This is a genomic window from Chitinophaga pinensis DSM 2588, assembly GCF_000024005.1.
GTDB classification, from domain to species: domain Bacteria; phylum Bacteroidota; class Bacteroidia; order Chitinophagales; family Chitinophagaceae; genus Chitinophaga; species Chitinophaga pinensis.
This window is the reverse complement of record NC_013132.1, coordinates 2,902,934-2,929,468: the sequence shown is the minus strand read 5'-3', so window position 1 is coordinate 2,929,468 and position 26,535 is coordinate 2,902,934. Positions and strand designations below refer to the sequence as shown.

At 46.5% G+C, this 26,535-nt stretch carries 21 protein-coding genes; 3 read left to right on the top strand and 18 right to left on the bottom strand.

Features of this window, described 5'->3' with window-relative positions; genetic code table 11:
* The 3 genes from CPIN_RS11905 to CPIN_RS11895 all read left to right on the top strand — a co-directional run bounded on the left by CPIN_RS11905 (window position 1) and on the right by CPIN_RS11895 (window position 6,761).
* A complete protein-coding gene (locus tag CPIN_RS11905) occupies window positions 1–3,567 on the top strand; it encodes a nitrate reductase (protein ID WP_012790047.1) in 3,567 nt (1,188 codons plus the stop codon).
* A 66-nt stretch (window positions 3,568–3,633) separates the two neighbouring features.
* Window positions 3,634–5,115, top strand: coding sequence for a rubredoxin (locus CPIN_RS11900; protein WP_012790046.1), 1,482 nt, complete (start codon window positions 3,634–3,636; stop codon window positions 5,113–5,115).
* Window positions 5,116–5,273: 158 nt separating this feature from the next.
* Window positions 5,274–6,761, top strand: a complete 1,488-nt coding sequence (locus CPIN_RS11895) for a malate:quinone oxidoreductase (protein WP_012790045.1) — start codon at window positions 5,274–5,276, stop codon at window positions 6,759–6,761.
* Between the two features lie 107 nt (window positions 6,762–6,868).
* Here CPIN_RS11895 and CPIN_RS11890 read toward each other — a convergent pair whose 3' ends face one another.
* The 18 genes from CPIN_RS11890 to CPIN_RS11805 form a co-directional block, all read right to left on the bottom strand.
* Window positions 6,869–7,555 carry a histidine kinase gene (locus CPIN_RS11890; RefSeq protein WP_012790044.1) on the bottom strand — a complete coding sequence of 229 codons (687 nt, stop codon included), beginning with the start codon at window positions 7,553–7,555 and terminating at the stop codon, window positions 6,869–6,871.
* 135 nt (window positions 7,556–7,690) lie between these two features.
* Window positions 7,691–9,076, bottom strand: coding sequence for an undecaprenyl-phosphate glucose phosphotransferase (locus tag CPIN_RS11885; RefSeq protein WP_012790043.1), 1,386 nt, complete (start codon window positions 9,074–9,076; stop codon window positions 7,691–7,693).
* Window positions 9,077–9,098: 22 nt separating this feature from the next.
* Window positions 9,099–10,346, bottom strand: coding sequence for a WcaI family glycosyltransferase (locus CPIN_RS11880; protein ID WP_012790042.1), 1,248 nt, complete (start codon window positions 10,344–10,346; stop codon window positions 9,099–9,101).
* 33 nt (window positions 10,347–10,379) lie between these two features.
* Window positions 10,380–10,946: a WcaF family extracellular polysaccharide biosynthesis acetyltransferase gene (locus CPIN_RS11875; RefSeq protein WP_012790041.1), complete on the bottom strand. Its 567-nt coding sequence runs from the start codon at window positions 10,944–10,946 to the stop codon at window positions 10,380–10,382.
* A 6-nt stretch (window positions 10,947–10,952) separates the two neighbouring features.
* Window positions 10,953–11,423 carry a VanZ family protein gene (locus CPIN_RS36565; RefSeq protein WP_012790040.1) on the bottom strand — a complete coding sequence of 157 codons (471 nt, stop codon included), beginning with the start codon at window positions 11,421–11,423 and terminating at the stop codon, window positions 10,953–10,955.
* A gap of 53 nt (window positions 11,424–11,476) precedes the next feature.
* A complete protein-coding gene (locus CPIN_RS11865) occupies window positions 11,477–12,607 on the bottom strand; it encodes an XrtY-associated glycosyltransferase XYAG1 (protein ID WP_012790039.1) in 1,131 nt (376 codons plus the stop codon).
* Window positions 12,608–12,648: 41 nt separating this feature from the next.
* Complete coding sequence (locus CPIN_RS11860) at window positions 12,649–13,836, bottom strand: glycosyltransferase family 4 protein (RefSeq protein ID WP_012790038.1); 1,188 nt, start codon at window positions 13,834–13,836, stop codon at window positions 12,649–12,651.
* 27 nt (window positions 13,837–13,863) lie between these two features.
* Window positions 13,864–14,871 carry an acyltransferase family protein gene (locus CPIN_RS11855; protein ID WP_012790037.1) on the bottom strand — a complete coding sequence of 336 codons (1,008 nt, stop codon included), beginning with the start codon at window positions 14,869–14,871 and terminating at the stop codon, window positions 13,864–13,866.
* A gap of 280 nt (window positions 14,872–15,151) precedes the next feature.
* Window positions 15,152–16,585 carry a hypothetical protein gene (locus CPIN_RS11850; RefSeq protein WP_012790036.1) on the bottom strand — a complete coding sequence of 478 codons (1,434 nt, stop codon included), beginning with the start codon at window positions 16,583–16,585 and terminating at the stop codon, window positions 15,152–15,154.
* Between the two features lie 27 nt (window positions 16,586–16,612).
* On the bottom strand, window positions 16,613–17,842 hold the full coding sequence (locus tag CPIN_RS11845) for a glycosyltransferase family 4 protein (RefSeq protein WP_012790035.1): 1,230 nt from the start codon (window positions 17,840–17,842) through the stop codon (window positions 16,613–16,615).
* Between the two features lie 2 nt (window positions 17,843–17,844).
* Window positions 17,845–18,942: a glycosyltransferase family 4 protein gene (locus CPIN_RS11840; RefSeq protein WP_012790034.1), complete on the bottom strand. Its 1,098-nt coding sequence runs from the start codon at window positions 18,940–18,942 to the stop codon at window positions 17,845–17,847.
* Window positions 18,926–19,942 carry a polysaccharide pyruvyl transferase family protein gene (locus tag CPIN_RS11835; RefSeq protein WP_012790033.1) on the bottom strand — a complete coding sequence of 339 codons (1,017 nt, stop codon included), beginning with the start codon at window positions 19,940–19,942 and terminating at the stop codon, window positions 18,926–18,928. Before CPIN_RS11835 ends, CPIN_RS11840 begins: the two co-directional genes overlap by 17 nt.
* On the bottom strand, window positions 19,939–21,267 hold the full coding sequence (locus CPIN_RS11830) for an MATE family efflux transporter (RefSeq protein ID WP_012790032.1): 1,329 nt from the start codon (window positions 21,265–21,267) through the stop codon (window positions 19,939–19,941). The genes CPIN_RS11835 and CPIN_RS11830 overlap by 4 nt, the downstream gene beginning before the upstream one ends.
* A 24-nt stretch (window positions 21,268–21,291) precedes the next feature.
* Window positions 21,292–22,389 carry a GDP-mannose 4,6-dehydratase gene (gmd, locus tag CPIN_RS11825; protein ID WP_012790031.1) on the bottom strand — a complete coding sequence of 366 codons (1,098 nt, stop codon included), beginning with the start codon at window positions 22,387–22,389 and terminating at the stop codon, window positions 21,292–21,294.
* 42 nt (window positions 22,390–22,431) lie between these two features.
* Complete coding sequence (locus CPIN_RS11820; protein ID WP_012790030.1) at window positions 22,432–23,778, bottom strand: UDP-glucose dehydrogenase family protein; 1,347 nt, start codon at window positions 23,776–23,778, stop codon at window positions 22,432–22,434.
* A gap of 35 nt (window positions 23,779–23,813) precedes the next feature.
* Complete coding sequence (gene fcl, locus CPIN_RS11815; RefSeq protein WP_012790029.1) at window positions 23,814–24,755, bottom strand: GDP-L-fucose synthase; 942 nt, start codon at window positions 24,753–24,755, stop codon at window positions 23,814–23,816.
* A gap of 15 nt (window positions 24,756–24,770) precedes the next feature.
* The gene (locus CPIN_RS11810) at window positions 24,771–25,790 is read right to left on the bottom strand and encodes a mannose-1-phosphate guanylyltransferase (protein ID WP_012790028.1); all 1,020 of its coding nucleotides are present in this window, start codon (window positions 25,788–25,790) and stop codon (window positions 24,771–24,773) included.
* 21 nt (window positions 25,791–25,811) lie between these two features.
* Window positions 25,812–26,369 (bottom strand): UpxY family transcription antiterminator, encoded by a 558-nt coding sequence (locus tag CPIN_RS11805; protein ID WP_012790027.1) that lies wholly within the window; start codon window positions 26,367–26,369, stop codon window positions 25,812–25,814.
* Between the last annotated feature and the right edge of the window lie 166 nt (window positions 26,370–26,535).

The window sequence follows — 26,535 nt, the reverse complement described above, 5'->3', positions numbered from 1 at the left end:
ATGACAGGCAATCATCAACATAATAAACTTCCTGCGGGCAGCTACCGTAGCACCTGCTGTTATTGCGGCGTAGGTTGCGGTATCGTTGTCAACAGGGACAGGCAGGGAAAAATCACAGTAGAAGGAGATAAAGATCATCCGGTTAACAAAGGTATGCTTTGTTCCAAAGGCATGAATCTTCATTACACCGTGATGGACACATCAGACAGGCTTTATTACCCGGAAATGCGTTATCACCGGCAAATGCCGAGACAGCGCGTTTCCTGGGACCAGGCGCTCGAACGCACTGCTGCCGTATTTAAACAGATGATTGAACAATATGGTCCTGATTCAGTTGCTTTCTATGCATCCGGACAATGCCTCACAGAAGAATATTATGTTGTCAATAAACTGATCAAGGGATTCATTGGCAGTAATAATATCGATACAAACTCCAGGCTCTGTATGAGCAGTGCAGTAGCCGCCTATAAATTATCGCTCGGCGAAGACAGCGTACCTGGTTGCTATGATGATATCGAACAGACGGATTGCATCTTCGTAGCAGGCGCTAATCCTGCCTGGTGTCATCCGATCTTATGGCGCAGGATCGAAGCTGCGAAAGAAAAGAATCCGCACATGAAGATCATCGTCAGCGATCCCCGCGTTACACAAAGTTGCGCCATCGCTGATATACACCTGCAACTCATGCCGGGTACCGATATCGTATTACATCATGCTATCGGCCGCCTGTTGATAGAAGCAGGTCATATCGATCACGATTTCATTCAACAACATACAGAAGGTTTCTCTAAATACCGGGACACCGTCATGGAGCGCAGCATCAGCAGCGCAGCTGCCATTTGCGGTATTACAGAAGACCTGATCTATGAAGCCGCAGCGCTGCTGGGCAATGTACGCAGTTTCATGACCATGTGGACCATGGGACTGAACCAGAGCGCTGTAGGCGTTAATAAGAACCTGAGCCTGATCAACCTCAATCTGATCACCGGTAAAATCGGTAAACCCGGCTGTGGCCCCTTCTCTCTTACCGGACAACCCAATGCCATGGGCGGTAGAGAAGTAGGCGGATTATCCAACATGCTGCCGGCACACCGTGTACTGGATAACCCTGCACACCGCAAGGAAGTAGAAGATTTCTGGGGAGGTACGAAAATCTCCGACAAACCGGGTCTTACCGCTACCGAAATGTTTGAGGCACTGAATGACGGAAGACTCAAAGCCATCTGGATCATGTGTACCAATCCGCTGGTAAGTCTGCCGGACGCCCGTATGGCCGAAGCTGCCCTGCAAAAGGCGAAGTTCGTCGTTGTACAGGAGATCTCGAATAAACCGGAAACAGTCCGCTATGCAGATGTCGTATTACCTGCTGCCGCATGGACCGAAAAAGAAGGGACCATGACTAATGCAGAAAGAAGGGTCACTTATCTGCAGCGTGTCAACGAAGCGCCGGGAGAAGCCTTACCGGATGCTGAGATCATCTGCCGCTTCGCACAAAAAATGGGCTTTAAAGGTTTTGATTATACAGGTCCTGCTGACATTTATGCGGAGCACAGCCGCCTGACAGCCGGCACCAATATCGATGTCAGCGGAGTAGATTATAAAGTGCTGAAAGATAAACGCTCCCTGCAATGGCCTTATCCTGCCGGCACGACCGGTCCGGGTACACCCAGACTCTTTACGGATCATCATTTCTATACATCATCCACCAAAGCGATCATACATTCTTTCCCGGATGATAACCGGTCAGCACCACCACATCCACAGTTTCCGCTTATCCTTACTACAGGACGTATAAGGGATCAATGGCACACTATGAGCAAAACAGGTAAGGTGAGCAAGCTGAAACAGCATATTCCTGCTCCCCTGCTGGAAATACATCCGGAAGATGCCAGAGAGCGCCATATTAAAGAAGCAGATATCGTAGAGATATTCAGTGAAAACGGCACAGTACGTGTGAAAGCACAACTGAGCACTTCCATTAAAAAAGGAGTGGTATTCCTCCCGATGCACTGGGGCAAGATACTGGACAATGACCTTAACAGGGCAAACAACCTTACCCACAGGCTGGTGGATAAGATATCCAAACAACCGGATCTGAAATATACGGCGGTACAGGTACAACTCTACCGCAAACCCCAGCAACGTATTATCATCATTGGCGCAGGCGCAGGCGCCTGTGGCTTTGTAAAATCATACAGAGAACTGAATACGACTGATACCATTACCGTATTCAGCAAAGAAGATCAGCCCTTCTATAACAGGGTGATGCTACCTGACTATATCAGCGGCACCCAGCAATGGCAGCAGCTGGTGAAGATGACAGACGATGAAGAATCTATGCTGGACATCATATTACACCGGGGCGTCAGTATTGAAAAGATAGACAGGGAACAAAAAACAGTGACCGACAGTAAAGGCCGCGTACACGAATATGATGTACTCATTCTGGGCATGGGTAGCCGTGCGGCCACACTGAAAGACACACCCGCGCTGCCAGGCATTTTCACCATGCGTAACCGCAGGGATGCAGATGCCTTTGTGCAGCACATAGACCCGTCAGCAGGAAAAGTAATGATTGTAGGCGGCGGACTGCTGGGTATTGAATTAGCTGCTTCACTAAGAGAAATGGATATAGAAGTCGCTGTATTACAGCGTACCTCTAAACTGATGGACCGACAGCTGGATGCCCTGGGCAGCCAGCTGTTGTATGAAGAACTGACGGATCGCGGCATAGAAATCTTATACAATGATGAAATAGAACGCTTTACTGGTCTGAATAAACTGGATGGTATCCGGCTGAAAAGCGGCCGGCAGGTAACTTGTCAGGCAGTAGTCATGTCTATCGGTACCGTTCCGAACATAGAACTGGCCAAGGCATCTTCTTTATTGTGCAAGCGTGGTGTGATCGTCAATGAATACCTCATGACCAGCGATCCGGCTATCTATGCCATCGGAGAAATCGCTGAATTCAATGGTACGCTCTTTGGCATCACAGCAGCAGCAGAACAACAGGCTGCAGTAGTGGCCCGTCATATGGCGGGAGATCTTACCGGTTATTACCAGGGTTCCCTGTTTATGAACATCCTCAAGATGCATGGCACAGACCTTTGTTCACTGGGAATGATAGAAACACCTGCGGACCCGGCTTACGAAGAAGTCGTGTTCATTGATAAATCCAAACGTTATTATAAGAAGTGCGTCATCCACAATGACAGACTGGTAGGCGCTATCCTGATTGGTGACAAATCAGAGTTCCTGGAGTTCAGGGATCTGATCGCCAACAAAATAGAGCTCTCTGAGAAACGACTGGAACTATTACGCTCAGGCAAGAAAGCCGCGCCGGTGCTCGGTAAGCTTGTTTGCAGCTGCGGTAGTGTGGGAGAAGGTAATATCTGTGAGAAGATCAGAGAAGGTAGTCATACACTGGAAGACGTCTGTAAAGCATCCGGCGCCGGTATGGGTTGCGGTAGCTGCCGGCCGGAGATCAAGGCGATCCTGGAGAAGGAAATGCCCCTCAAGAAGAAAGAAAGAGCCGCACTAGCCGCACTTATTGAAATTAACAATTAGGAATTAAGAATTAAGCCTTCTTTAAGCGGCTCAATTCTTAATTCCTAATTCCTAATTGTCTTAAACATGAGCAGATATACACAGACCGTCAGCATTAATTTCACCGGGGGAATTATTTCTCCTGGTCAGCTGCTGACCATCCTTGATATAGCGGAAGCATCTCGGGTGACACAGGTACGTTTCGGCCTGCGGCAGCAATTGCTGATGGAAGTACAGGGTAAATATGTTGAACAGTTTGAGGCAGATTGTGCGCGTGAACAGGTCAGCTGGCATAGCTATGGTACTGCGCCTAATATTACCAGTTCCTATCCCGGCGCCGGTATCTTCATTAATGAAGGCTGGCTTACAGAAGGGATTTATAAGGATGTATTCTCACTGTTTGACTATACGCCAACATTGAAAATCAACATCTGCGACAACAAACAGACCTTCACCCCTTTCTTTTCAGGGCATATCAACTGGATTGCCGCAGGTGCTGCACATTACTGGCACCTGTTTATCCGTTTCCCGAAAAGCAGCCGCCTGTTCGCCTGGCCTGATCTGATCTACACCAATAACATCGCGCAGCTCAGCCAGTGTATTGAATCAGTACTGGCAGCTACACCCGACATCAGCAATGAAGCCTTATATACGGCGGTAAAGGGACAACTGGAATACAACAGCAAACCAGTAACGACCGAACTGGAACTACCAGCCTTCCATCTGCCTTATTATGAAGGATTTAACCGGCATGAGAATCATTACTGGTTAGGTATCTACCGGCGTGACGAGGAATTCCCGGTAGCATTCCTCCGCAACCTGTGCAATATCTGCCTGGAAACAAAGACAGGACAACTATACGCCACTTCCTGGAAGTCGCTTATCATCAAAAACATTGCACCAGAGCACAGAAGACTATGGGATTATATTCTTGGTAAATACGGGATCAATGTGCGTCATGCCGCCAATGAACTCAACTGGCATGTGGAAGACGACAGTGAAGATGCCCTGATCATCAAAAGACATATCATCCGGCATTTTGATAATGCCGATGTCAGAACATATGGCTTATGCTTCAGTATCCGGATCAATCCGGGTAATAACTGCTTCGGTTCCATTGTGATCAGTAAACAGGAAGACAAATACAAAAGCCGGCTGAAGGGACATCATCGTTACGACATTCTCTATACACAGGATTTTAACCCCAATTCCGGCACCTTATTACCTTACCGCACAGGAGTAGCCAAAGAACATCTTGGGCCCTATATCACGTCCTTATGCAGGGAATTCTATGACAACAGCGCACCGACGGATCCGCTGCTCAGTTATGTAGCTGGTCAGCAGACAGTTACGGCCATAGCTCATACAGAGAAAGCGGTGCATCAATGTACACGCTGTCTGACAGTTTATGACGAAACTATCGGCGACCCCGATCAGGGAATTGCGCCAGGGACGGCGTTTCCAGTCCTTCCAGCTACTTATCACTGCTCACTTTGTGACGCACCACGGGAAAGTTTTACCACTGTCCCTGCAACTTCACTGGGATGGCTGGCCGGCACACAGGATTAACAATACATTTACATTTTTCGCATATGCACTACAGCAGGTGTTTACGGTAAAAATTTATGCCATATTATAGTAAAAAGTGTTCATGCAACTATTAAAAGCATATACAACTAATATATTTAGTACTATTTTTGCGGTGCAAATCGTGAAAATAAGATAATATGTCTCCTAAATCGGCGCCTGACATCGTCCTTATCGGTGCAGGTATAATGAGTGCAACGCTAGGCGTACTGTTGAAAGAATTACAACCAGAACTGACCATTGAGATATTCGAAAGATTGGATATCATAGCAGGAGAAAGTTCGGATGCATGGAATAACGCAGGGACAGGCCATTCCGCCTTCTGCGAACTCAACTATACCCCGGAAAAATCCAATGGTGATATTGAGATCGGTAAGGCAATCAAGATTGCCGAATCTTTCGAAGTATCGAAGGAATTCTGGTCTTTCCTCGTACAGAATGGTTGCATTAAGTCCCCGGAGACATTTATACAGAGCATTCCTCACATGAGCTTTGTATGGGGCGAAAAGAACGTAGAATACCTGAAGAAACGCCAGCAATCGCTGGAAAGCAATAATTTATTCAAGGGGATGCAGTACACCGAAGACAAGGAAGTACTGAAACAATGGATCCCGCTGGTGATGGAAGGACGCGATCCTGCTGACAAGGTAGCTGCTACCCGCATGGACGCTGGTACTGACATCAACTTCGGTGCATTGACCCGCGCGCTCATTGCCTACCTGCAACAACAAAACGGCGTAACGCTGAGTCTTAAACACGAAGTGCGTGATCTGGAACAGGAGAAGGACGGCAGATGGTACCTGAAAGTGAAGAACCTGGAAACAGGCAAGAAAAGGAAACTGCACACGCGCTTCGTCTTCATCGGCGCAGGTGGCGGTTCCCTCCCGCTGCTGGAGAAATCAGACATTCCTGAAGGTAAAGGCTTTGGCGGTTTCCCTGTAAGCGGTCAATGGCTGGTTTGTACCAATCAGGAAGTCGTAGAAAAACACGCTGCAAAAGTATATGGTAAAGCATCTGTAGGCGCGCCTCCGATGTCCGTACCACACCTGGATACCCGTATGATTGATGGCAAGAAAGCCCTCTTATTCGGCCCTTATGCAGGCTTCTCCACCAAATTCCTGAAGAATGGTTCATGGCTCGATCTGCCAAGATCCATCAAGTTCAATAACATCCGTCCGATGCTGGCTGCCGGTATGGACAACCTGCCGCTGACCAAATACCTGATTGATCAGGTACGTCAGTCACCGGAAGAAAGACTGGAAGCCTTACAGGCGTTCCTCCCTGAAGCTAAATTAGAAGACTGGGAACTGGAAGTAGCCGGGCAACGTGTACAGGTGATCAAGAAAGACCCTGAACACGGCGGTATCCTGGAATTCGGTACAGAAGTAGTGAGTGCGGCAGACGGCTCTATCGCTGCGCTGTTAGGCGCTTCTCCGGGAGCTTCTACAGCCGTGTCCATCATGCTGGAACTGCTGCAACGTTGCTTCCCTAAATACCTGGCTACAAAAGAGTGGAAAGATAAACTGACAGAAATGATTCCTTCTTATGGTCAGAAACTGGCGGAAAATCCGACCTTGCTTGAACAGGTGAGAGACTGGTCCAATGCGGTACTGCAACTGAAGAAATAAGATAATTAACATACTGGTATAAAAAAGAATAGGGGATATGGAAATATCCCCTTTTGTTTTAACCTTATCTTATTGTTTCTAAGAGACTTGTTTCAGCCTGCGCCGCACTAGGCTTTGCAGGGGATGGTCACCAGCACCTCCACGTTCTTCTCCGGCTCAGTCACAATCTCAAACGTGCCGTCGTGCAAAGAGGCAAGAAAGGACATCATCTTACATATCGGCTGGTGTATTATTTCACTATCCCCTTTCTCCGAAGATTTGAAAGGAGAGGAAAAGATATAGTTGGCATAAAATGATCCTTTGATCTTAAAGATGCCCGGTTCAAAATTAAACGCCATCCGAGGTATCTGATGGGTGGTTGAATGCCGGTTCATCCAAAAAAAAAGGTTCAGGATCAGTTGTCGCAGTACCGACTCATCTATGTTGGCTTCCACCGGTACTTTGCTTTGCTGTAATTCGACAGCGGGTGACAACAGGTTGTTATATGGTTCTTCACGTACCAGCTGCCCCAGAAAGAATAACAGGTTGGTCATTTTGCGCTTTACCTGAAATGTCTTGTCAAGCATGTGCTGTATGATCCTTATATTCTGTAGCTGAAAATCCAGCTCTATTACCTGCGATTTTATTGACTCAGCCTGACGGGTGATCTTGTTCCCCATAGCCTTTCCGTCATATAATACGATCAGCTCTACACTTGACAGAATACTTGCTACAATAGACTTCAATTCATGAAAGATGTCTTCTACAAGCCGATTGTCATCAAGGAAATTTTGTGCTAAAACGGAACTTTTCATGTAACGTTGTTTACAGGCATCCCTGGTTGACTCCGGCGTATCCTGACTACTACCGGAGTGTAAAAATAACACTTAACGCGCTTTCTTTTCCATTAACATTCCTACTAATACGAGTAAAATATGCTATAGGAAATGTTAAAATGCGTTCTTATCTCCTTTTACAGTGTTGAATACGGTTAAGAATATGATACGAATGTCCAGCCATACAGACCAGTTTTCCATATACCAGATATCATGTTCGATACGTTTGCGCAGATGTAATTCATCTGTCACCTCTCCACGATAACCATTCACCTGTGCCCATCCTGTAATACCAGGTTTCAGGAAGTGACGGATCATGTATTTCTGGATAATAGCAGAATACTCTTCTGTATGCTTCAACATATGCGGACGTGGTCCTACGATAGACATATCACCCAGAAATACATTCAGGAACTGAGGCATTTCATCCAGGTTCGTCTTACGCAGTATACGACCCACTCTCGTAAAACGACGGTCGTTTCTCGTTGCCTGCTTGGAGTTTGCTTCATTGTTCACATACATACTCCTGAATTTCAAACAACGGAATGTCTGGTTGTTACGACCGGTACGATGCTGTATAAAGAATACAGGTCCTCTCGATTCAAGTTTTACTAACAGGGCCAGCAGCGGAATGAGCCAGCTCAGGATAAATAACATCACTGCGCCACTGAACACGAGATCAAAAATACGTTTCCTCAAGCGATTGGCAATATCATCCAGTGGTTCTGCTCTCAGAGAGATGATAGGAATATTATCCAGGTAATCCACATAAATCTGCCTGTTCACAAACATCCTGAAGTCAGGCACAAAACGAAAACGGATAAAATGCCGCTCTGCTTCATGCGCCAGTGTATACAGATACGGGAACTGCTCTGGTGATAATGTTGAATAAATCTCCTTGATCCCGTTTGACTGTGCATACGGAATACAATCCCGCAGGTTACCGATCACCGGATGTAGGGATAACTCATGTACATTGTGATAGTCTTCGAAATACCCTTCAAAACGCAGATTGCTCTTGCGTCCGGTCAGGTTGTCCACCAGCTGTTTAGACAGGTCGTTATATCCGACAATTACTACTCTGCGCTCAATCTCCTTGCGGTGAATGATGTAGTTCGTCAACATATAGAAAAATATCCTGTCAAATAATACGAGAATAACAAACAGCGTACAGTAAGACAAAATAAAGATTCTGTTGAATGCTTCTTTTGTAAGGAATACAAACACCAGCATCAGCAGGAGGTATAACATGATACTCTGCAGCAGCTTCTTGGTAATCCGCTCCACAGACATATGTGTACTCATAAAATAAAGACCGGTAGTATACAGCGCCACGATCCAGGAAAAGTTCGTAGCGAGCAGGAATGTGTCTTTATTAACGCTTACGGGTATACCATATTGCTGCATCCCGGAAAGCGTGAAGAAAAAGAAGGCATTGAGGCATATGAAGTCCAGCACGAGTATCTGGATGCTACATATTTTGAGATAACGGTCTAACATAATAAAGTACGGTTCAGTAGTGTTAATTAATAACTACGGCTTCTTCAAATCGTGACATGATCTTACCTACAGACAGATGATTTTCTGCATATAAGCGTCCATTCCTGGCCAGTTCTGCGGCATTATCGCCCATCGCCCTGACGATACCGTCAGTCAGCGCCTGCTGGTCTTCTGCCTTCACCAGTATGCCCATATTGTGCTTCTTCACCAGGTCATGCAGACTGGTACCATCGTTCGCTGTAATGAGTGCAAGTCCGCCAACTGCCAGGATAGTGGTCAGTTTGGAAGGCATCACCAGGTCGCTGGCATTTCCTTTCTGTATTACCAGGTGCACATCTGCCATATTCAGGAACTCATTAAATTTCTCAAAAGGCTGCAGCGGAAAGAAAATAACATTCGACAATCCCAATGCCTCCGCATCTGCTTTCAGCTTCTCTTTATATGGACCAGATCCGCAGATCAGGAACTTCAGCTGTGTATCCGCTCTCAATGTATCCGCTGTTTTCAGAATAGATTCAAGTCCCTGCTTCTCACCTATCGCACCTGAGTAAAGTACGATCTTGTCATTTACATCAAATCCATATGCTGTTTTAAGTTTGATACGGTCTTCAATAGGATGGAACAGACTTACATCTACCCAGTTGGGGAAAAAGAATATATCCTTGCCGGCCTTTTCCTGGATCTTGCGCATCATACCATCAGAAATACTGCTGACCATATCAGCATTCTTAAAGATGTAACGCTCCAGTCCGAAAAGGGCTTTGATCACTTTTGGAGACTTGATCATATTCAGATCACGCGCCGCTTCTATCTGCATATCCTGTATGTGATAGAGGAACTTTGCACCTCTGAACTTCTTGTACAATACAGCCAGTAATCCTAAATGGAAAGGCGGTACCACACTGATCACCACATCAAACTTCTTACGGGGCAATAATTGCAGCACCTTGAAAAAGGCAGATACTGCAAAGGAAAAATCCAGCATGATGCGCGTCTTGCCGGTAGGCTTGGCAGGCACATATTGCGGACAACGGTATACAGTGATCTTACCTCCCTGTCCATTACTCTCAATTACTTCCTTCTTATACCAGTTTTTGTGCTTGTCGTATGGAGGCTGCACCTTCCACTCCGGATAATACGGATAACTTGTAATGACGGTGCAATCATATCCTCCGGCTGCCAGCCATTTGATCATTTCACCATTATACTTGCCTATTCCGGTTGGTTCCGGTGAGAAATTACCTCCTATCAGTAATAATCGCTTGGACATACCGCTATATAAATTTCTAGTTTGCTTTTTAGGTTATTTCCATCTTTCTGAAACAAAGGCCAACGGATTGCCTTTGAAGATACCATTCTGCGATACAGAGGCTGTTACAACAGATCCTGCTGTGATCACCGTGTCTGTTCCTACTGTTACACCAGGGCCGATAAATACACAGGCGCCTACCCAGCAGCCATCCATCAGCACGATCGGCGCGTTACGGTAAGGCATCGCCGGATGACGGTAGTTATGATTACCTCCACACAGAAATGCACGTTGTGATATACATACGTTGTTACCAATGACCATCTGCTCAAAATTCAGCAGGTAGGCTTCTTCTCCCAACCATACATCATCGCCGATCTCCAGTTTCCATGGAAAATGAATATTTACTCTCGGTTTAATCACCACACCGTTCCCTACTTTCGCACCAAACAGGCGCAGCATTCTGGCCTTGATACCAGATGGAATAGGAAAAGCAGTGAGGAAGAAAAACATCTTCACAATATACCAGCAGGCTTCTTTGAACTTGCCTGCTCCGCGGTTCAGACCTTCAGATGCGTCAAAGTCCTTCAGGCGGACCTGTGACAGATAAAAATTATTCATGACTATTCAGGAATTATTATGAACAAGGACCACATTCTTCTTTACCATTTTGCGATATAGACACAAGCCGAGCCAGGCGCCCAATGTGTTCAGTACAATGTCATCGGCGTCATACACACCGATCATCAGCACCAGTTGCAGTAATTCAATACTCAGACTGAAAAAGAATGCGATCGTGATTACTCTTATTTTGTTGGCAGCTCCTGCTGATAATGCTTCCAGCAGAAAACCCAGTGGCATAAACATGATAACGTTCCCGATAAGGTTCAGCGCAAAAAACGCCCAGTAACGGATATACCGGACTGACTTACCGGCTTCTATAATAAAATCATAGGTACTCTTCAGTGGCATCCATCTTGGCTCCGCATACCGCTCGCCCGCTACTCTCGTTGGATCGAGGAACACAACGTATATCACCGCCAGCATATACACGACTAACAGGATGATAACAGTGCTCTTCTTTAATCTTATTGACATGCTATCTTTGATCTCCCTTTCGGATTTTTTAATTCAATACGACAGACACGCGTTTAGTTCGCCCTGTACAGATCCAGGTATTTATTTACCAGGCTCTTTCTGTCAAAATCTTTCTTCATCATTTGCGGTGCACGCATTGACAATTCAGGTAAACGCTCTCTTTCTGCGTAAGCCTTCTCTAATGTTTCCTTGATATTCACAGGATCGATCGTGGAGATCCATCCCAGATCATTGCTGGAGATGTAATTACTGAGCCCAACCATGTTGCTAATCAATACCGGTGTACCTACAGCCAGTGATTCTATCACAATGTTTGCAAAGTTTTCATTGTAAGAAGTCAGCACCATTACATCATTCTCACGCAACAATTTAAACTTCGCTTCCCCATACACCGGGCCTAGCCAGTTCACGTGCTGATCAATACCATGCTCGCGTGTAGCTGCTTTTAACTGTTCCAGGTATTCTTCTTTATAAGGGCCTGCAATGTTCAGTTCATATGGAAACTGTACCATGCTCAGTCCTTTGAAAAGCAGTTCCAGTCCTTTCTTCGGATCGATACGGCTCATGAAAAGAAACTTGATCTTCTCCCCTGCCGGCGCCTTAGGCACAGTCGGTGTTTCAGGAACAGATACGAAGTTGAATATCTCTTCTACCTGTGAAGAAGGATACAATCCTTTGATCTCATGTACTTCTGCTGTAGACGTCGCATGAAATTTCACCTTAGGCAGCAGTCTGTTACCGATCACTGTCTGTATGATCTTCTTCTGGAAAGGGTGATTCGTTTCCAGGATATACTGGCAGAGCATTCCTCTTGGTGAAAATACCGGTCTCACTCTTCTGATATAACATACCAGTACGGTGAAGATGGCTACAAGATTCCACCAGGAATGAATATGCACAGCGTCATACTGCTTGATATTCTTATAGAGGTATTTAACAAGATCAGGTGAGAAGTTGGTATTATCTTTAGTGACGCGTTTGAAGTACAGCGTACTTACACCATCAATGTTCTGTGCCACACCGGGGGGCACATCCAGTTCCACCTCTCCGTTTGCGGTTGTAGTCAGTACAGTCACTTTATGTCCGTCTGCCACCAGCTGTTCACACAGGGCAGAACTGGAATAAATGGGACCACCATAGATATATGCCGGCTTATACGAAGGGATGATATGAAGAATATTCATCGGTGCTTTTCTTTTCTATTAATTAGGTGATTGTTACTTTCTTATTGGGGCAATGCTACAGATCTGTTACGTTCCTGTACACCCGCTTTCCTGCTGTCGGTACTGATACCCAGCATCGCCTCATACGCATCCATCATGATCTCAGGCGTGAAATGCGTAACGTTACGTCTTCCGTCTTCCAGCAGTTTTGTTCTTAGAGCCGGATCAGATAATTGCGCCAGCGCATTGGCAAATGCTTCCGGCTTCAACGGATCTGCATGTAATGCTGCGCCTCCGCTTACTTCCGGCATGGGCGCTGTACTGCTGGCAATAACAGGTGTACCACATGCCTGTGCTTCAATGACCGGCCAGCCAAATCCTTCTGATAAGGAAGGAAAAACAAAGGCATAGGCAGCACTGTATAATGCTTTCAATACTTTATGTGGTGGCTTGGTTACGCCGATCACCCTGTCTTTTATCCCCAGCTGTGCTGCATGTGCATATAGAGCAGGTTCTATCTCAAAGCCAGCGTACACGATCTTACCTTTGTATTTATCACTGATCGCATGTACCATGTCGATCAGCATCTTACGGTTCTTACGGAGTTGACGGGAGCCTACATGCAGGATGTAAGGTTCGTCTATATTAACGCCGACACTTTTCAGCAATTCTCTGCTTTCTTCTTTGCTGACAGGACTGAAATCATCATTGAATCCATTGTGTATCACCCGCCAGTCAGCAGGTTGTTTTCCTTTACCTTTTGCGAGATCTGTCAATTGTCCCAATGTAAACTGAGATACACAGGCGATCTTTTTAGCGGTGAGCAGATTGGAAAGTATCCAGCGTTGCATGTATTTACCAAAACCGGAAGCAGGCGCATAGGCATCTGCATATCCCAGTCCGCCTCTGATAGCCAGCACATCATGACAGGTAATGCTGGTCCGTGTAGGAGGCAGGTGTCTTACATAAAAGGAGTTGGAATGATCACATACATGATACAGCGTATCCGCTCCTGCAAACAACCGCTTTACACGTAGTACAAGTGCATATAACACCCACTTATCCAGATATCCGAACCACTTGGCGATTCCTCCCGTTGTTGCTTTAAAAGGACGACCGAAGCAAACAGACGGACGCCAGATATCCACAGCATGACCGGCATTCTTAAAGCCGGCTTCCATCATTCTGGCAAACCGCTCCATACTTTCCTGTTTATCCTTCGGATAATTCCCTACTAAAACAATGCGCATACGTTCCGTTTAATTTTCCCTTTTCTTTTATACCGTTGCCAGCTTTTCCCTGCTGAATATCTTTTTGAAATCTGTCAGTGATCCCATGAAAACGGCTCTTCCAAAAGCCATACTGTTCAGCAGATAATAACCTCCCATCGACAATACCACTGCTATAAAAAAACGCGTGGCAGGATCTGTTATACCAAACTGCTCTCTTGCGATGAACTGTATAGGCTGATGCAGGAACATCACAATCATTGAAGCAGTACCCAGTTCATTAAACACTTTACTGATAGTGGCGTTGCTGGCAATCAGTTTTGATAACTCTATCAGGCATAGTACAATAACCAGGCTGGAGAATAGCGTAACAAAAGGAATACCATACACAGCCGATTTCATTTCATACCTGTTAGCCGGATAGTAATAAGTGAATACAATCACGCCGGCAAGCAACAGAAATAATACGATCTTATACCTGCTGATCTGCTCCTGTGCGCCTTTGTACAGGTAACCCAGGTAGAAAATCGGTAATGCTGCAAACACCACATCTGCATTCCATGGCAACCAGAAAGAAGGTAGAAATCTGCTCAGTGCATAACTAACCAGCAAACTTGCCAGCATCAACAGATCAATGACTTTTTTACTCACTTTGTTCATCAGCACATTCATCACCTGTTGTACCAGAAAGAAGCAGGTGATATACCAGAACACCGACACCCACTCAATCAGATAACGTCCGCCCAACACAGGTCTGATCACTGCTTTCACATACGTTTCACGACCAGCCATGATCTCTTTCAGTTCATATGGCACATAGATCAGGAAAAGAAATGCAACGTAAGGCACCAGGAGGTGAAACGATTTCTTTGCCAGGTATTCTTTCTGATCGGCAGCAGGTTTAAACAGAAAACCTCCGATAAAAAAGAACAGGGGCATGTGAAAAAGAAAGATGTACCTGGACACAGCATCCGGAAATATATGTCCGGCCACTACTGTCAGAATACCAATACCCTTCAGGGTATCGATCCATGCAATTCTTGATTGGGTACTCATAGCGGTTTGGTTAAAGCAGCATAGTACAGGCCATCCCTGGCCTCCTAAACTTTATATTGGTCTATTGATGAAAACCTGATAAACTATTGTGATTGTCAATAATCGCCTTAGCTATATACAGGTATTGAAGGAGAGATTTTGTCTGCCTCATATCAACATAAGAAAGGACAGACAGATAAGGTCCCTCGAACAATAAGTATGGTTATAATAATCTCTGATTACGCTATTCAGTGATGCAACAGCTACTGTTACACCTACACATTAAGTTTCACAGGTCATCTTAGTTATGATAATAAATTTTTTGCTGCTCAACAGGCTTTTCTTCTTCTTCAGCGACTGTCGCTACTACTTCTTCTACTTCATCCTCACGCAGCGATGCCAGGAGCAATCCACCGATAAATACACAGAAGCCAAGACCTGTCGGTTGTCCCCATTGTCCCTGGGCGACCAGCAGGAATGCATCACTAAACAACATCCATGCAAGCATATCCCCCGTGCGACGTAATCTGTCAAAGGAAAGCCAGCCCATATTAATCGCCATTCCCATACGGATGAATACAACGCCCAGACCAAGAATAGGTCCCAGTTCCCCGATGGTTCTGCCCCACTCCCCTTCTGCGATCAGAAAGGTAACGCCTCCGGTCAGCAGCATGGAACCAACATTCGTTCCCATACCGATACCATATCCCCATAAGGGTAATGCAGAAGTGGTGTTGAATGCACCTACCAATCCACCAAGAAAACGATCTATAAATACACCTTCCATACCACCCTCACTTTCGTTCGCATTCTCAAAGCGAGCCATAAATACTTCTATGGCCCCTCCTACAATGGAAGTCTGACTAAGTATAAGGATCAGTACAACAAGGCCGAACAATGCCCCGAACAACTTACCGGCGTACTTCGGATTACTAGATCCTGCAAACATGCAGAACATCACACCGATGATCGTCTGGAATAATAATGCACGGCTGATAGACAGTGGTATTGCCATCAACAGGGCGATCGTACCACCGATCAATACCCAGCGTTTGATACCATCCGGATTCAACCAGAAATAAAGTAAATAAGGGCCCAGTAAACTAAAGAACAAGGTTGTACCATTCGTAAAAGAGAAGGTACCTGGCGGACGGAAATACCCCATTGCACCACTAAAACCTGCACCACCTTCATCACCACCGACACCTCTGTTTACCCAGGCGCTCTGCGGACTATAGAACTGCAAAGCAATCAGAATCAGCATCGGTATCGATAAGGCTACCATAAACTTCCCGACCTGTATGACGTCCTTTCGTGTAAATAGTCCCTGAATAACGAATATCATGGGAAAATGGATCAGCAATATGCGCGCTCCAAACACGGCCACATAGGGATTCCCATGACCGACCGTTACGGCAAATACCAACCCGAGCACACCTATGATGGTCATCAGTGGCAAGGCGTAGGAAGGAATAAACAACCTGCGATGCCAGCACATCAGGATCAGCCATAAAGCGATCGGATCACGTACAACCAGCAAAGGCGTCGCCAGCGGTGTCAGGAACCATTTACGCAAAGCGCCCTCAAATAACAGCAGCAGCAGATATGCCCACACGCCTTGCTTCAGCCGCAGCATGAACTTCTGATCGTTCATTGCTGTGATCTCGCGAAAGCGCCGGGATGCCAGGTCGGCCATACGATCCGCCGTCATATTATTGGGATGCTGATTATTCATTTTCACACTTATACAAACGTCATGTAATTAAACTTTTGAGATAGCAGCGGCAAGCTCCTGCCCGTACACTGCCCATGGTCTGCTGCGGGCCTTTTCCATCGCTGCCAGCCCCGCTTCGGCGACACTGTCAGGATTGTTCAGCAAAGCAGCAATCGCATCATATAAAGCATCCGTCGAACCGGTAGCTGTCAGCCAGCCGTTCTTTCCATCCGTGATCAGATCCGGTCCCGCAGTACGGTCAGTCGTAATCACCGGTGTGCCTTGTGACATCGCTTCTGTGATCACCAGTCCGAATCCTTCAAACAACGAAGGGAAGATGAATACATCCTGTGTTCGCATCAGCTTCAGAATGTCTGCATGTGCCAGACTAGGAATGTAGGTATGCTTCGCCAGTTCTTTATCCAGTGCCGGACAGTTATCCGACATCTTCTTTCCCACGATTGTCAGTTCTACCGCATTGCCCAGTTTATCAGCAGCAGCAAAAAGATCGGCGATACCTTTCCTTTGTGACAGACCACCTACAAACAATATTTTCAGTGGCCGGCCGGATATTTTATCATAGTCCCTTGTAGCTGACACAGCGGGGAAACCATAAGGTATCACATCAATCTGTGCAAGCTGTCCGGGGTAATCTTTCAGTGTTTTGGCAGTAAAACTGCTGGCTACAAAAATCCTGTCGGCCAGTTGTAGCTCTTCGTCTTTTCTATCCAGTTTTTTCTGAGAAGCGCTCAGGCTCGATATGGTATTCTTCCATGCCGGCCAGCGTTCCAGTTCCTGTGACAACAGACGTTGAGAAGCGCGCCAGTAACCTATCGGCAGGTCATACAGGCGTTTCAGCCCCAGGCGGTCTGCTTCTCTGAATGAAAGCATGGCGCCATCTTCATAGGCATACACCGCATTTGCTTTACGGGCAACACTTTTCAGACGGGCAGCCACTCTTCTGTCCATGGCATGATAAACAGCATCTACTGAGAACATGCCTTTTTCCTGCCTTGTAAGGCTTTTAAAGCCCGCTTTTGTCGCTGCAAGGCGTCCCAGTTCATGCCAGGGATGTAAGCGGGTATATGCTTCCAGACGTGGTTCATAACCGCGACGCTTGATTTCTGACAGTGGTCCGAAACCGGCAAGGCGTCCGAATGCAGATCCAGGAAAGCTGGCAATGGCCGTATGAAACTCAGACAGTATGCCTGCATCTGCGAGACCAGCTACTGCAGCTCTCAGATTGGCATTACCGGTGGGATGTGATATAATGACCATTGTTAGTTTTGCTTTTGAAGTCCAAGTACATTACTCCAGGCAGTGCGTAATGCCACGGCAGAAAATCTCTTTGCATACAGGTCCTTCTGCGTCGTCTTTGTCACCAGTCCGCTCCTGATATCTTTTGCAAATGCCAGTACAGCGTTTTTTGCAGCTTCATAATCCACTGCTGCCGATATCACTCGTGTGGACAAAGGATCACAGGCAATGTCCGGAATACCGCCTCTGTCTGTCGCCAGCCAGGGTAATCCTGCACTCATTGCTTCCAGCAGACTGATAGGCAGTCCCTCCGGATGTACAGATAGCAGCAGATAGGCGTCCAGTTGCGCTATAGCGCCCTTTAAACCCGCTTCTCCTGCAAAGGTACCGTGATAATGTACATTGGGATATTGATCGAAATAAGGAGCCGGATAATTCTTTCCTTCTCCCCACAGATGAAATTCCACTTCGTTTTTCAGATCTGCGTCTTCACTCATTCTGCAGATCAGATCGATGCCTTTCTCTGCAATCAGACGGCCATAATAACCGAAGCGCAGTTTACCTGAATTATTTTCGGTGAAAGAGACTTCCACATTTCTGGAGAAACAGGGAATCGTGTCCACCTGACGTTGCAATACGCTTTGCATATCGCCTGCATTTCTGTGTGAACAGGCAATAATGGTATTGGCAGTATGCAATGTCTTTTTATATTTCTCGCCCCAGGTAGCCTGGTCTTTCGCATCACCGGAAGTATGGTGATGATGTACCCAGGTGGCATAACCCGGCAGCATACGGGACAACATCCAGATACTCTCTCCCTGACCATTGGTATAAACGGCGTCGTATTTACGGGAGCTGCGCAGTTTTAATCCTGTCTGCAACATCCACAGTAAACGTTTGTAGGAACGGCCGTGTCTTCCGAAGTGTACCTTACGACAGATACTTCTGTAGAACTGCTCTGTTTCGCCGGTAGTCGCTGCATTCAGCACCACCAGGTCAATTTCCGTACCGTTAGCAGCCATCTGCCGGCAGAATTCCAGCAGATGGCTTTCTATACCACCAGTTTCCATTAACTGGGTAGAATAAACCAGTATACGTTGTTTATCAGAAACCTGCGCCATACACTCTCTGGATCTTTTCTTTTGCAAATCCTGTGCGGTAAGACAGTACAACGCTCATGCGGTACAGCTTAGACAACAGGTTAGCTTTCATTCTGATCAGACGGTAACGCATTTTACCTGATACCTGTACAGCATTGGCGCCTTCTTTCACAGAGTCAGCTACCAGCTCTAACAGGAACGCTTTTCTCTTTGCCAGCGCTTCTTTGTTGACAGGGGAATCGTTGAGACCTGCATCCCCTTTATCGAGGATATCCTTATAGGAAATAATATCGATGAACTCTGCTACCGTTGCCAGACGCGGGTCAGCAGGATTTGGATGGATCAGTTTCACGTTTGCACCCATACCCAGACAAGGCAGTGCACAGTGGATCTTGGTGGTCAGGATCAGGGATGCATTGCAGTAACGCGCCAGCAGACTGTTCATGTGCTCTTCTGATACTTTTGCATATGCTTCGATGCTACCACTTGTATCCGGCGGATCGTGAGATACTCTCACCATCTTCTTACCCAGTACTTTTTCCAGTTTGGCAACCACTGCATCCGGTACCGGATGGTCTACGTTATCAACCAGGATGATCTCGCCATCAGGATTCTTGTTGATAGGACCACGTGGTTTGGAGGTGATGGTCAGACAGCTGGAATAGTAAGCAGGAATGCCCCAGCCCAGCAGCAGACGTAAAGTTTTTGTATCACGGCAGCCGATAGGTGCGTGCTGTTTGAAATGCTCTCTTACATGTTCGCTTGACAGCAAAGCAGAGTTAGCGACATGCACAGCGGCATATAAAGGCGTAATATTATCCGGTGCGGGAAACTTCGCAAAAGAGTGCATGTACCAGCCGTTAGCGACCAGCAGTCCGCTATCTCTGCCTGCCAGGTCAGCCAGTGCTTCCCTGTCAGCTACCTTTGCGCCTTCAGGCAAGAGGTCCTTTGCGACCATTCCCTGAAGTACATCTCCGATATTATTGCGGAGTAATCCTTCTACCTGATAGTAATATGTCATATAGTTTCTTTGTTATTTTCAGTGGGTAATGAGTTGTTTGTTTTGCTGATCTTCAGGAAAGTGTATGAAACATTCATCACTACCTGTATCAGCTGTATCATGATGTTCATGAAGAGTACACCGCGCAGGGACGATACATCGATAAATGCGACGCCCAATGCGATCGATGCAATACTTACCGGAATGGAGATGAACGGGTTGATAGCCCAGCTCCTGCTTGTGAACAACGAAAAAGTAGAAGCAGCGATAATACCGAGACAACTGATGGTGATCTTGAGTACTACCTCGTTTGTCAGATTCGAATAATTCGGTCCCAGTATTTTCAGGATCTGTGCAGAGAAGAGCCATGCCGTAAAAACGATGCAGACACCCATTGCCAGTAATCCCCCCTGTATCTGCACAAAACGTCGCATCAGCAACGCCTTGTTATTAGGCAGTCTTGAAAACCTCGGTAAGATCACAGTGCCAAAAACGATCGTAATAAAACTCAGCGCCATTGACAACCTGTCCAGTGCGCCCAGCTGTGCCACCCCTTTGGTCGTACCGAAGATGGAGATCAGCCAGATCGTGATCTGTCCGGACAGACAGGTGTAGATTCCCATGGGCAGCAGACGGCGTACCATCTTCATAATATTCTGCCTGATGGCAGGATCGGGTTTCTTATGCCAGTCCGCATACCCGGATGATATCTTCCGGAGGTTCATATTTCCCCATATCTGTGGCAATCCTGCTGCGAGTACTGCTACAAAAGCAAAAGGGAAAATAAAGATGGTCAGTGCCAGCAATACCAGCCTGCCTAAGTTCATGTAGACCTGGTTCTTCTGCAAGGGTGCAATGTCCTGTCTCAGCTTCGGCGCAATCTGCAGAATCGTACCTGACAGTGCCATGAAGAAAGAAGGAATAAGCGAAAGAACGATCAGGACAGACATCAGCCAGCTGGCTCCGTGATGCAGCATCAGGTAGATGAGCACCGGTATCGACACCAGTAAACTGCCCACCGCAAACTTGCGGCGAAGGTCCATCCCTGTAGCAAGGACAGTGCCTAACTGGTCACGGTCCTGCCATACTTTTCCGCCCTGAGACATCACACCGGTAGAGATACCACCGTCGGCCAGTACCGTCATTGTACCCAGCATGGTGTTAGCCAGTGTGTACAATGCATACTCTTCAGGTTGCAGCATACGGATCACAAGGATACCGCTGAATAAACTGACCGCCTGTACAAAAACCTGGGCGAAACCAGTCACGCTGACCAGTTTTACCCATTGCAGTGTTTTGGTGTACTTAGGATTATTCGATAACTGATTGAATACTTTTACGCGCATAACAGATTCCGGCAAAGCAAGCTCTTATCCTGCCAATTGTTCCCACTGAGTTTTACTGTCCTTTCTGAATATTTCCACGTCACAGGTTACCATTTCGCTTACCAGCTCCTGCAGATCGTATTTAGGTTCCCAGCCTAATTTTGTTTTAGACTTGGTAGGATCGCCTATCAGCAGTTCCACCTCTGTAGGACGGAAGTAAGCCGGATCTACCGCCAGTACCTGTTTGCCGATTGGCAGAATGAATTCTTTATTGCGGCAGGCGCTTACATAAGCTACTTCTGCAACACCTGTACCTTCAAATTTCAGTTCGATACCCAGTTCATCAAACGCCATGCGTACAAATTCACGCACAGGTGTAGTAATACCGGTTGCGATCACATAATCATCTGGTGTATCCTGCTGCAGGATTCTCCACATTGCTTCTACATAGTCTTTCGCATGTCCCCAGTCACGCTGTGCATCCAGGTTACCCAGATACAGCTTATCCTGCAGACCCAGTGCGATCGCTGCAACTGCACGGGTGATCTTACGTGTTACGAAAGTTTCGCCACGCAGCGGACTTTCATGGTTAAACAGGATACCGTTGCAGGCAAACATACCGTATGCTTCTCTATAGTTAACGGTGATCCAGTAAGCATATAATTTAGCAACGGCATACGGGCTGCGTGGGTAGAAGGGAGTCGTCTCTCTCTGTGGTACTTCCTGTACCAGACCATACAGCTCAGAAGTGCTCGCCTGATATACTTTTGTTTTATGCTCCAGTTTCAGAATGCGCAGTGCCTCCAGTATACGCAGAGTGCCTATACCATCTGCATTCGCAGTATATTCCGGTGTATCAAAACTTACTTTCACATGGCTCATAGCAGCGAGATTGTAAATCTCGTCAGGTTGAGTTTCCTGGATGATACGGATCAGGTTAGTACTATCGGTCATATCACCGTAGTGTAATCTGAAACGAACATTTTCACTATGAGGATCCTGATATAAATGGTCAATTCTGTCTGTATTCAGCAAAGACGCACGGCGTTTAATACCATGCACCATGTATCCCTTTTCAAGCAGCAACTCTGCCAGGTACGCACCGTCCTGTCCATTTACACCGGTGATTAAAGCAACTTTCATACTCATATTTTTTAATTAAGATAAGTGGGGGGAATAATGTCATTAACTTCTGGAGAGTACGCTCACTGCCGGCTGGGAGATACCAATGCTGTAACAGATAAAACCGCTTTTCTCAAGATATGTGTTATCATAAATGTTCCTGCCGTCAAATACAACAGGGGTTTTTACTAATTGTTTAATGCGGTTCCAGTCAGGAAGGCGGAATTCGTTCCATTCTGTCACCAGCAATACTGCGTCAGCACCGTCAGCAGCGTCATACAGGTCAGTTGCCCAGGTTACGCTGTCATTCAGTGTCTTCTTCGCTTCATGCGCCGCTACCGGATCAAATACTCTCACATTTGCACCTGCTTCGAGCAATGCTTCGATCAGTACCAGACTGGAAGCTTCGCGCATATCATCAGTACCAGGTTTGAAAGAGAGCCCCCATACTGCGAATGTTTTATCTTTCAGCAGACCATCAAAATGTTTGTTGATCTTATTGAACAATACACGTTTCTGATCATTGTTTACTGCTTCTACCGCTTCCAGGATACGCAGTCCGTGACCATAATCCATACCGGTACGTACCAGTGCTTTCACATCTTTAGGGAAGCAGGAACCACCGTAACCAATACCCGGATAGATAAAGCTGTTACCGATTCTCGCATCGCTACCGATACCTTTACGCACTTTATTCACATCAGCGCCTACCAGTTCGCAGAGGTTTGCGATATCATTGATGAAAGAGATCTTAGTGGCCAGCATGGCGTTTGCTGCATATTTGGTCATTTCTGCGGATGCGATGTCCATAAAGATGATCGGACGGCCATTCAGCAGGAATGGATGATACAGACGCTCCAGTACTTCTTTCGCCCTGTCGGTGTTTACACCTACCACGATACGGTCAGGTTTCAGGAAGTCCTGAACAGCCGCACCTTCTTTCAGGAATTCAGGATTAGAAGCAACATCATAATCGATCAGTGCTTCTCTGTCCATCATTGCCTGTTTGATTTCCCTGTTCACTTTCACAGCAGTACCAACAGGTACAGTGCTCTTAGTCACCACTACCAGGTAATCGGTCATATGTGTACCGATTTCTTTTGCCACCTGCAGTACATACTGCAGATCAGCGCTACCATCTTCACCCGGAGGCGTTCCTACCGCGATAAACGCGATATCCGCACCAGGGATCACTTCAGCAAGACTAGTGCTGAATGACAGACGGCCGTTGTTATAGTTACGGGTAACGATCTCTTCGAGACCCGGTTCATAAATAGGTAAAATGCCGTTTTTGAGGTTATTGATCTTCTCGGCGTTAACATCCACACATACTACCTGCGTACCTACTTCTGCGAGGCAGGCGCCGGTAACCAACCCTACGTATCCTGTACCAATTACGATTGCTTTCATTTTATAAAAGTTGAGACGCGGTTAAACAATTTATATTACAATGTGACCATCTGTGTTTTTTGCAAAAAGTCGGCATAAGCTTGTGCCAGTCCTTCTTTGAGCGCTACGCTGTGTTTCCATCCGAGACTATGCAGTTTGGAAACATCCATCAGTTTACGTGGCGTACCGTCGGGCTTGGATGTATCAAAAACCAGACCTCCTGTATAACCTACCACTTCTTTTACTGTTTCCGCCAGTTCGCGGATGGTCAGATCCTCACCCGTTCCTATGTTTACCAGCTCTTTTTCATCATAATGCAGCATCAGGTAAACGCAGGCAGCGGCCAGATCGTCGGCATAAAGAAATTCACGTTTTGGTGTACCACTTCCCCAAACTGTTACGCTCGCTGCACCCGCTTCTTTCGCTTCATGAAAACGACGGATCAGTGCCGGCAGTACATGGGAATTTTCAGGGTGATAATTATCGCCGATACCATACAGATTCGTTGGCATTACACTGATAAAGTTGGCGCCATACTGGTCACGGTATGCTTCACATAATTTGATACCCGCAATCTTCGCGATCGCATAAGGTTCGTTGGTTGGTTCTAATGGACCTGTCAGCAGACTATCTTCCCTTAATGGCTGTGGCGCCAGTTTAGGATAGATGCAGGAGCTGCCGAGAAACATCAGTTTTTTCACACCATTCTGCCATGCAGCATGAATGATGTTGGCCTCCATAATAAGGTTATCGTACAGGAACTCTGCACGATAGGTGTTGTTGGCATGAATACCGCCAACTTTTGCTGCAGCCAGGAATACATATTCCGGCTTTTCTGTAGCGAAAAATTCATTAACAGCAGCCTGAGAGCGAAGGTCCATTTCTGTGGAGCTTCTTGTCGCCAGGTTATTATATCCCAGCGTTTGTAATCTTCTGCTGATAGCGCCGCCCACCATTCCACGGTGACCAGCTATATATATCTTATCGTTCAGTTGCATACGGTTCTATATTGTTTACAGCAGCTCGGGTCTGTTTTCCTTCACCCACTGATGCAGTTGTTTTACTTCCTGTCCTTTTCCTTTCTGTAAGATCAGCAGGGCTTCCGGAGTGTTTACCACTACCACGTTTTCCACACCTACCAATGCTACCAGTTTATCTTTTCCGATGACCATACTGTTAACCGGATCGCTTTCGATGAATACCGCCTGGTTGTTGCTGTAACGGTAGTGACTTGCCAGCGCTTCCGCCAGTGCTTCATAACCACCTACATCGCTCCATTGCATAGCGCTTGGTACCACCTTTACGATATCACTTTTCTCAAGCACTGCATAGTCAATACTGTCAGATGGAATTGCATTCATTGCCGCCAGCGGAATAACGCCGGTTTCCTTCCAGATCGCCGCTGCTTCTGCTGCTGACGCATAAATTTCTGGCGCGTATTCCAGCAGCTGTTGTAACAGCACACCGGCTTTTCCACAGAAGATACCACTGTTCCAGAGATAGTCGCCGCTTTGCAGCATTGCTTCCGCTGTAACGGCATTTGGTTTTTCAGTAAAGCGCACTACGTCATAACCGGCATACTGGATATAACCATATCCTGTCTCAGGGTAAGCTGGTTGCAGACCGATAGTCACCAGGTGGCCTTCTGCTGCCAGTGAAGCTGCTTTCTGAATAGTCTCAGCATACAGATCAGGCGTTCCGATCAGGTGATCGGCAGGCGTAATGAGCAGAAGCGTTTCAGGATCTGTGGAGAATGCCGCCAGTGCAATTGCAGCAGCGGTATTACGGCCTACAGGTTCCGCCATCATCTGGATATCGATAGCACCTGCTTCCTGCAGCTGACTATTCACCATGTCGGCCTGTTGTTCATTCACCACGGCCATCACACTATCACAGAAATTGTTATTACGTATCCACGTCAATTGCAATAAACTCTGCCCATCAAATAAAGGCAGTAATTGTTTGGGCGTCTGTTTATTTGATAGTGGCCAGAGACGGGTTCCTGACCCTCCACATAATAATACGTGTAGCATAGATGTCCAGGGTTGATATTTTTAGATAACATTGCCGACGCTGGCTTTCGCCGCACCGGAATATTCTTTAGCATTGTTATTAACCAGCATAAGATCACTTGTTTTCACAGTAGCGATCAGGGAGAAGCCCATACTGTACAATACAGCTTTCACTGTATTCTTACCGGCTTCCACTACCCTTCCGTGCTGGTGCATCAGCGGACCTGCAGTGATTCGGATCAGATCGTCTTCCTGGATCGGGAAGCGCTCAACCTGTACGTCCTGGTATTCACGCAGGAAACGTTTAATGAGTTCAACTTCATGATCAGGAATGCTGGCAGGTTTTCCTAACCAGTAAACGAAATTCACGATACCGCTTGTTTCGCGGACGAGTGTTTTCTTGTCCTCAGGAATGCGGACAAAAACATACGACTTGAAAAGAGGTTCTTCAACGATCTTTTTTCTGTCGCTCCACTGATGTGTTACTCTGTTTATTGGACAGTAAGTTTCGATTTGCTTACGAACAAGCGCATCGGCTACTTTTTTCTCCCATCTGGGTTTAGTATAGACTGCATACCAGGTGTGTGTCTTCTGTTCCATTTCAGTGGGTTTAGAAGTTAATAAAGCATGATTAATGAATGAATAACGATAAGGTGGAAACTATAAAGGCGGGAAAGAACAGGAAGAGAAGTGGCATAGCTTCGCCTCCTCAGTCACATGATGAGTAGTTTTCAATAAATATATGTCAGGGATATTCCGGCAAACT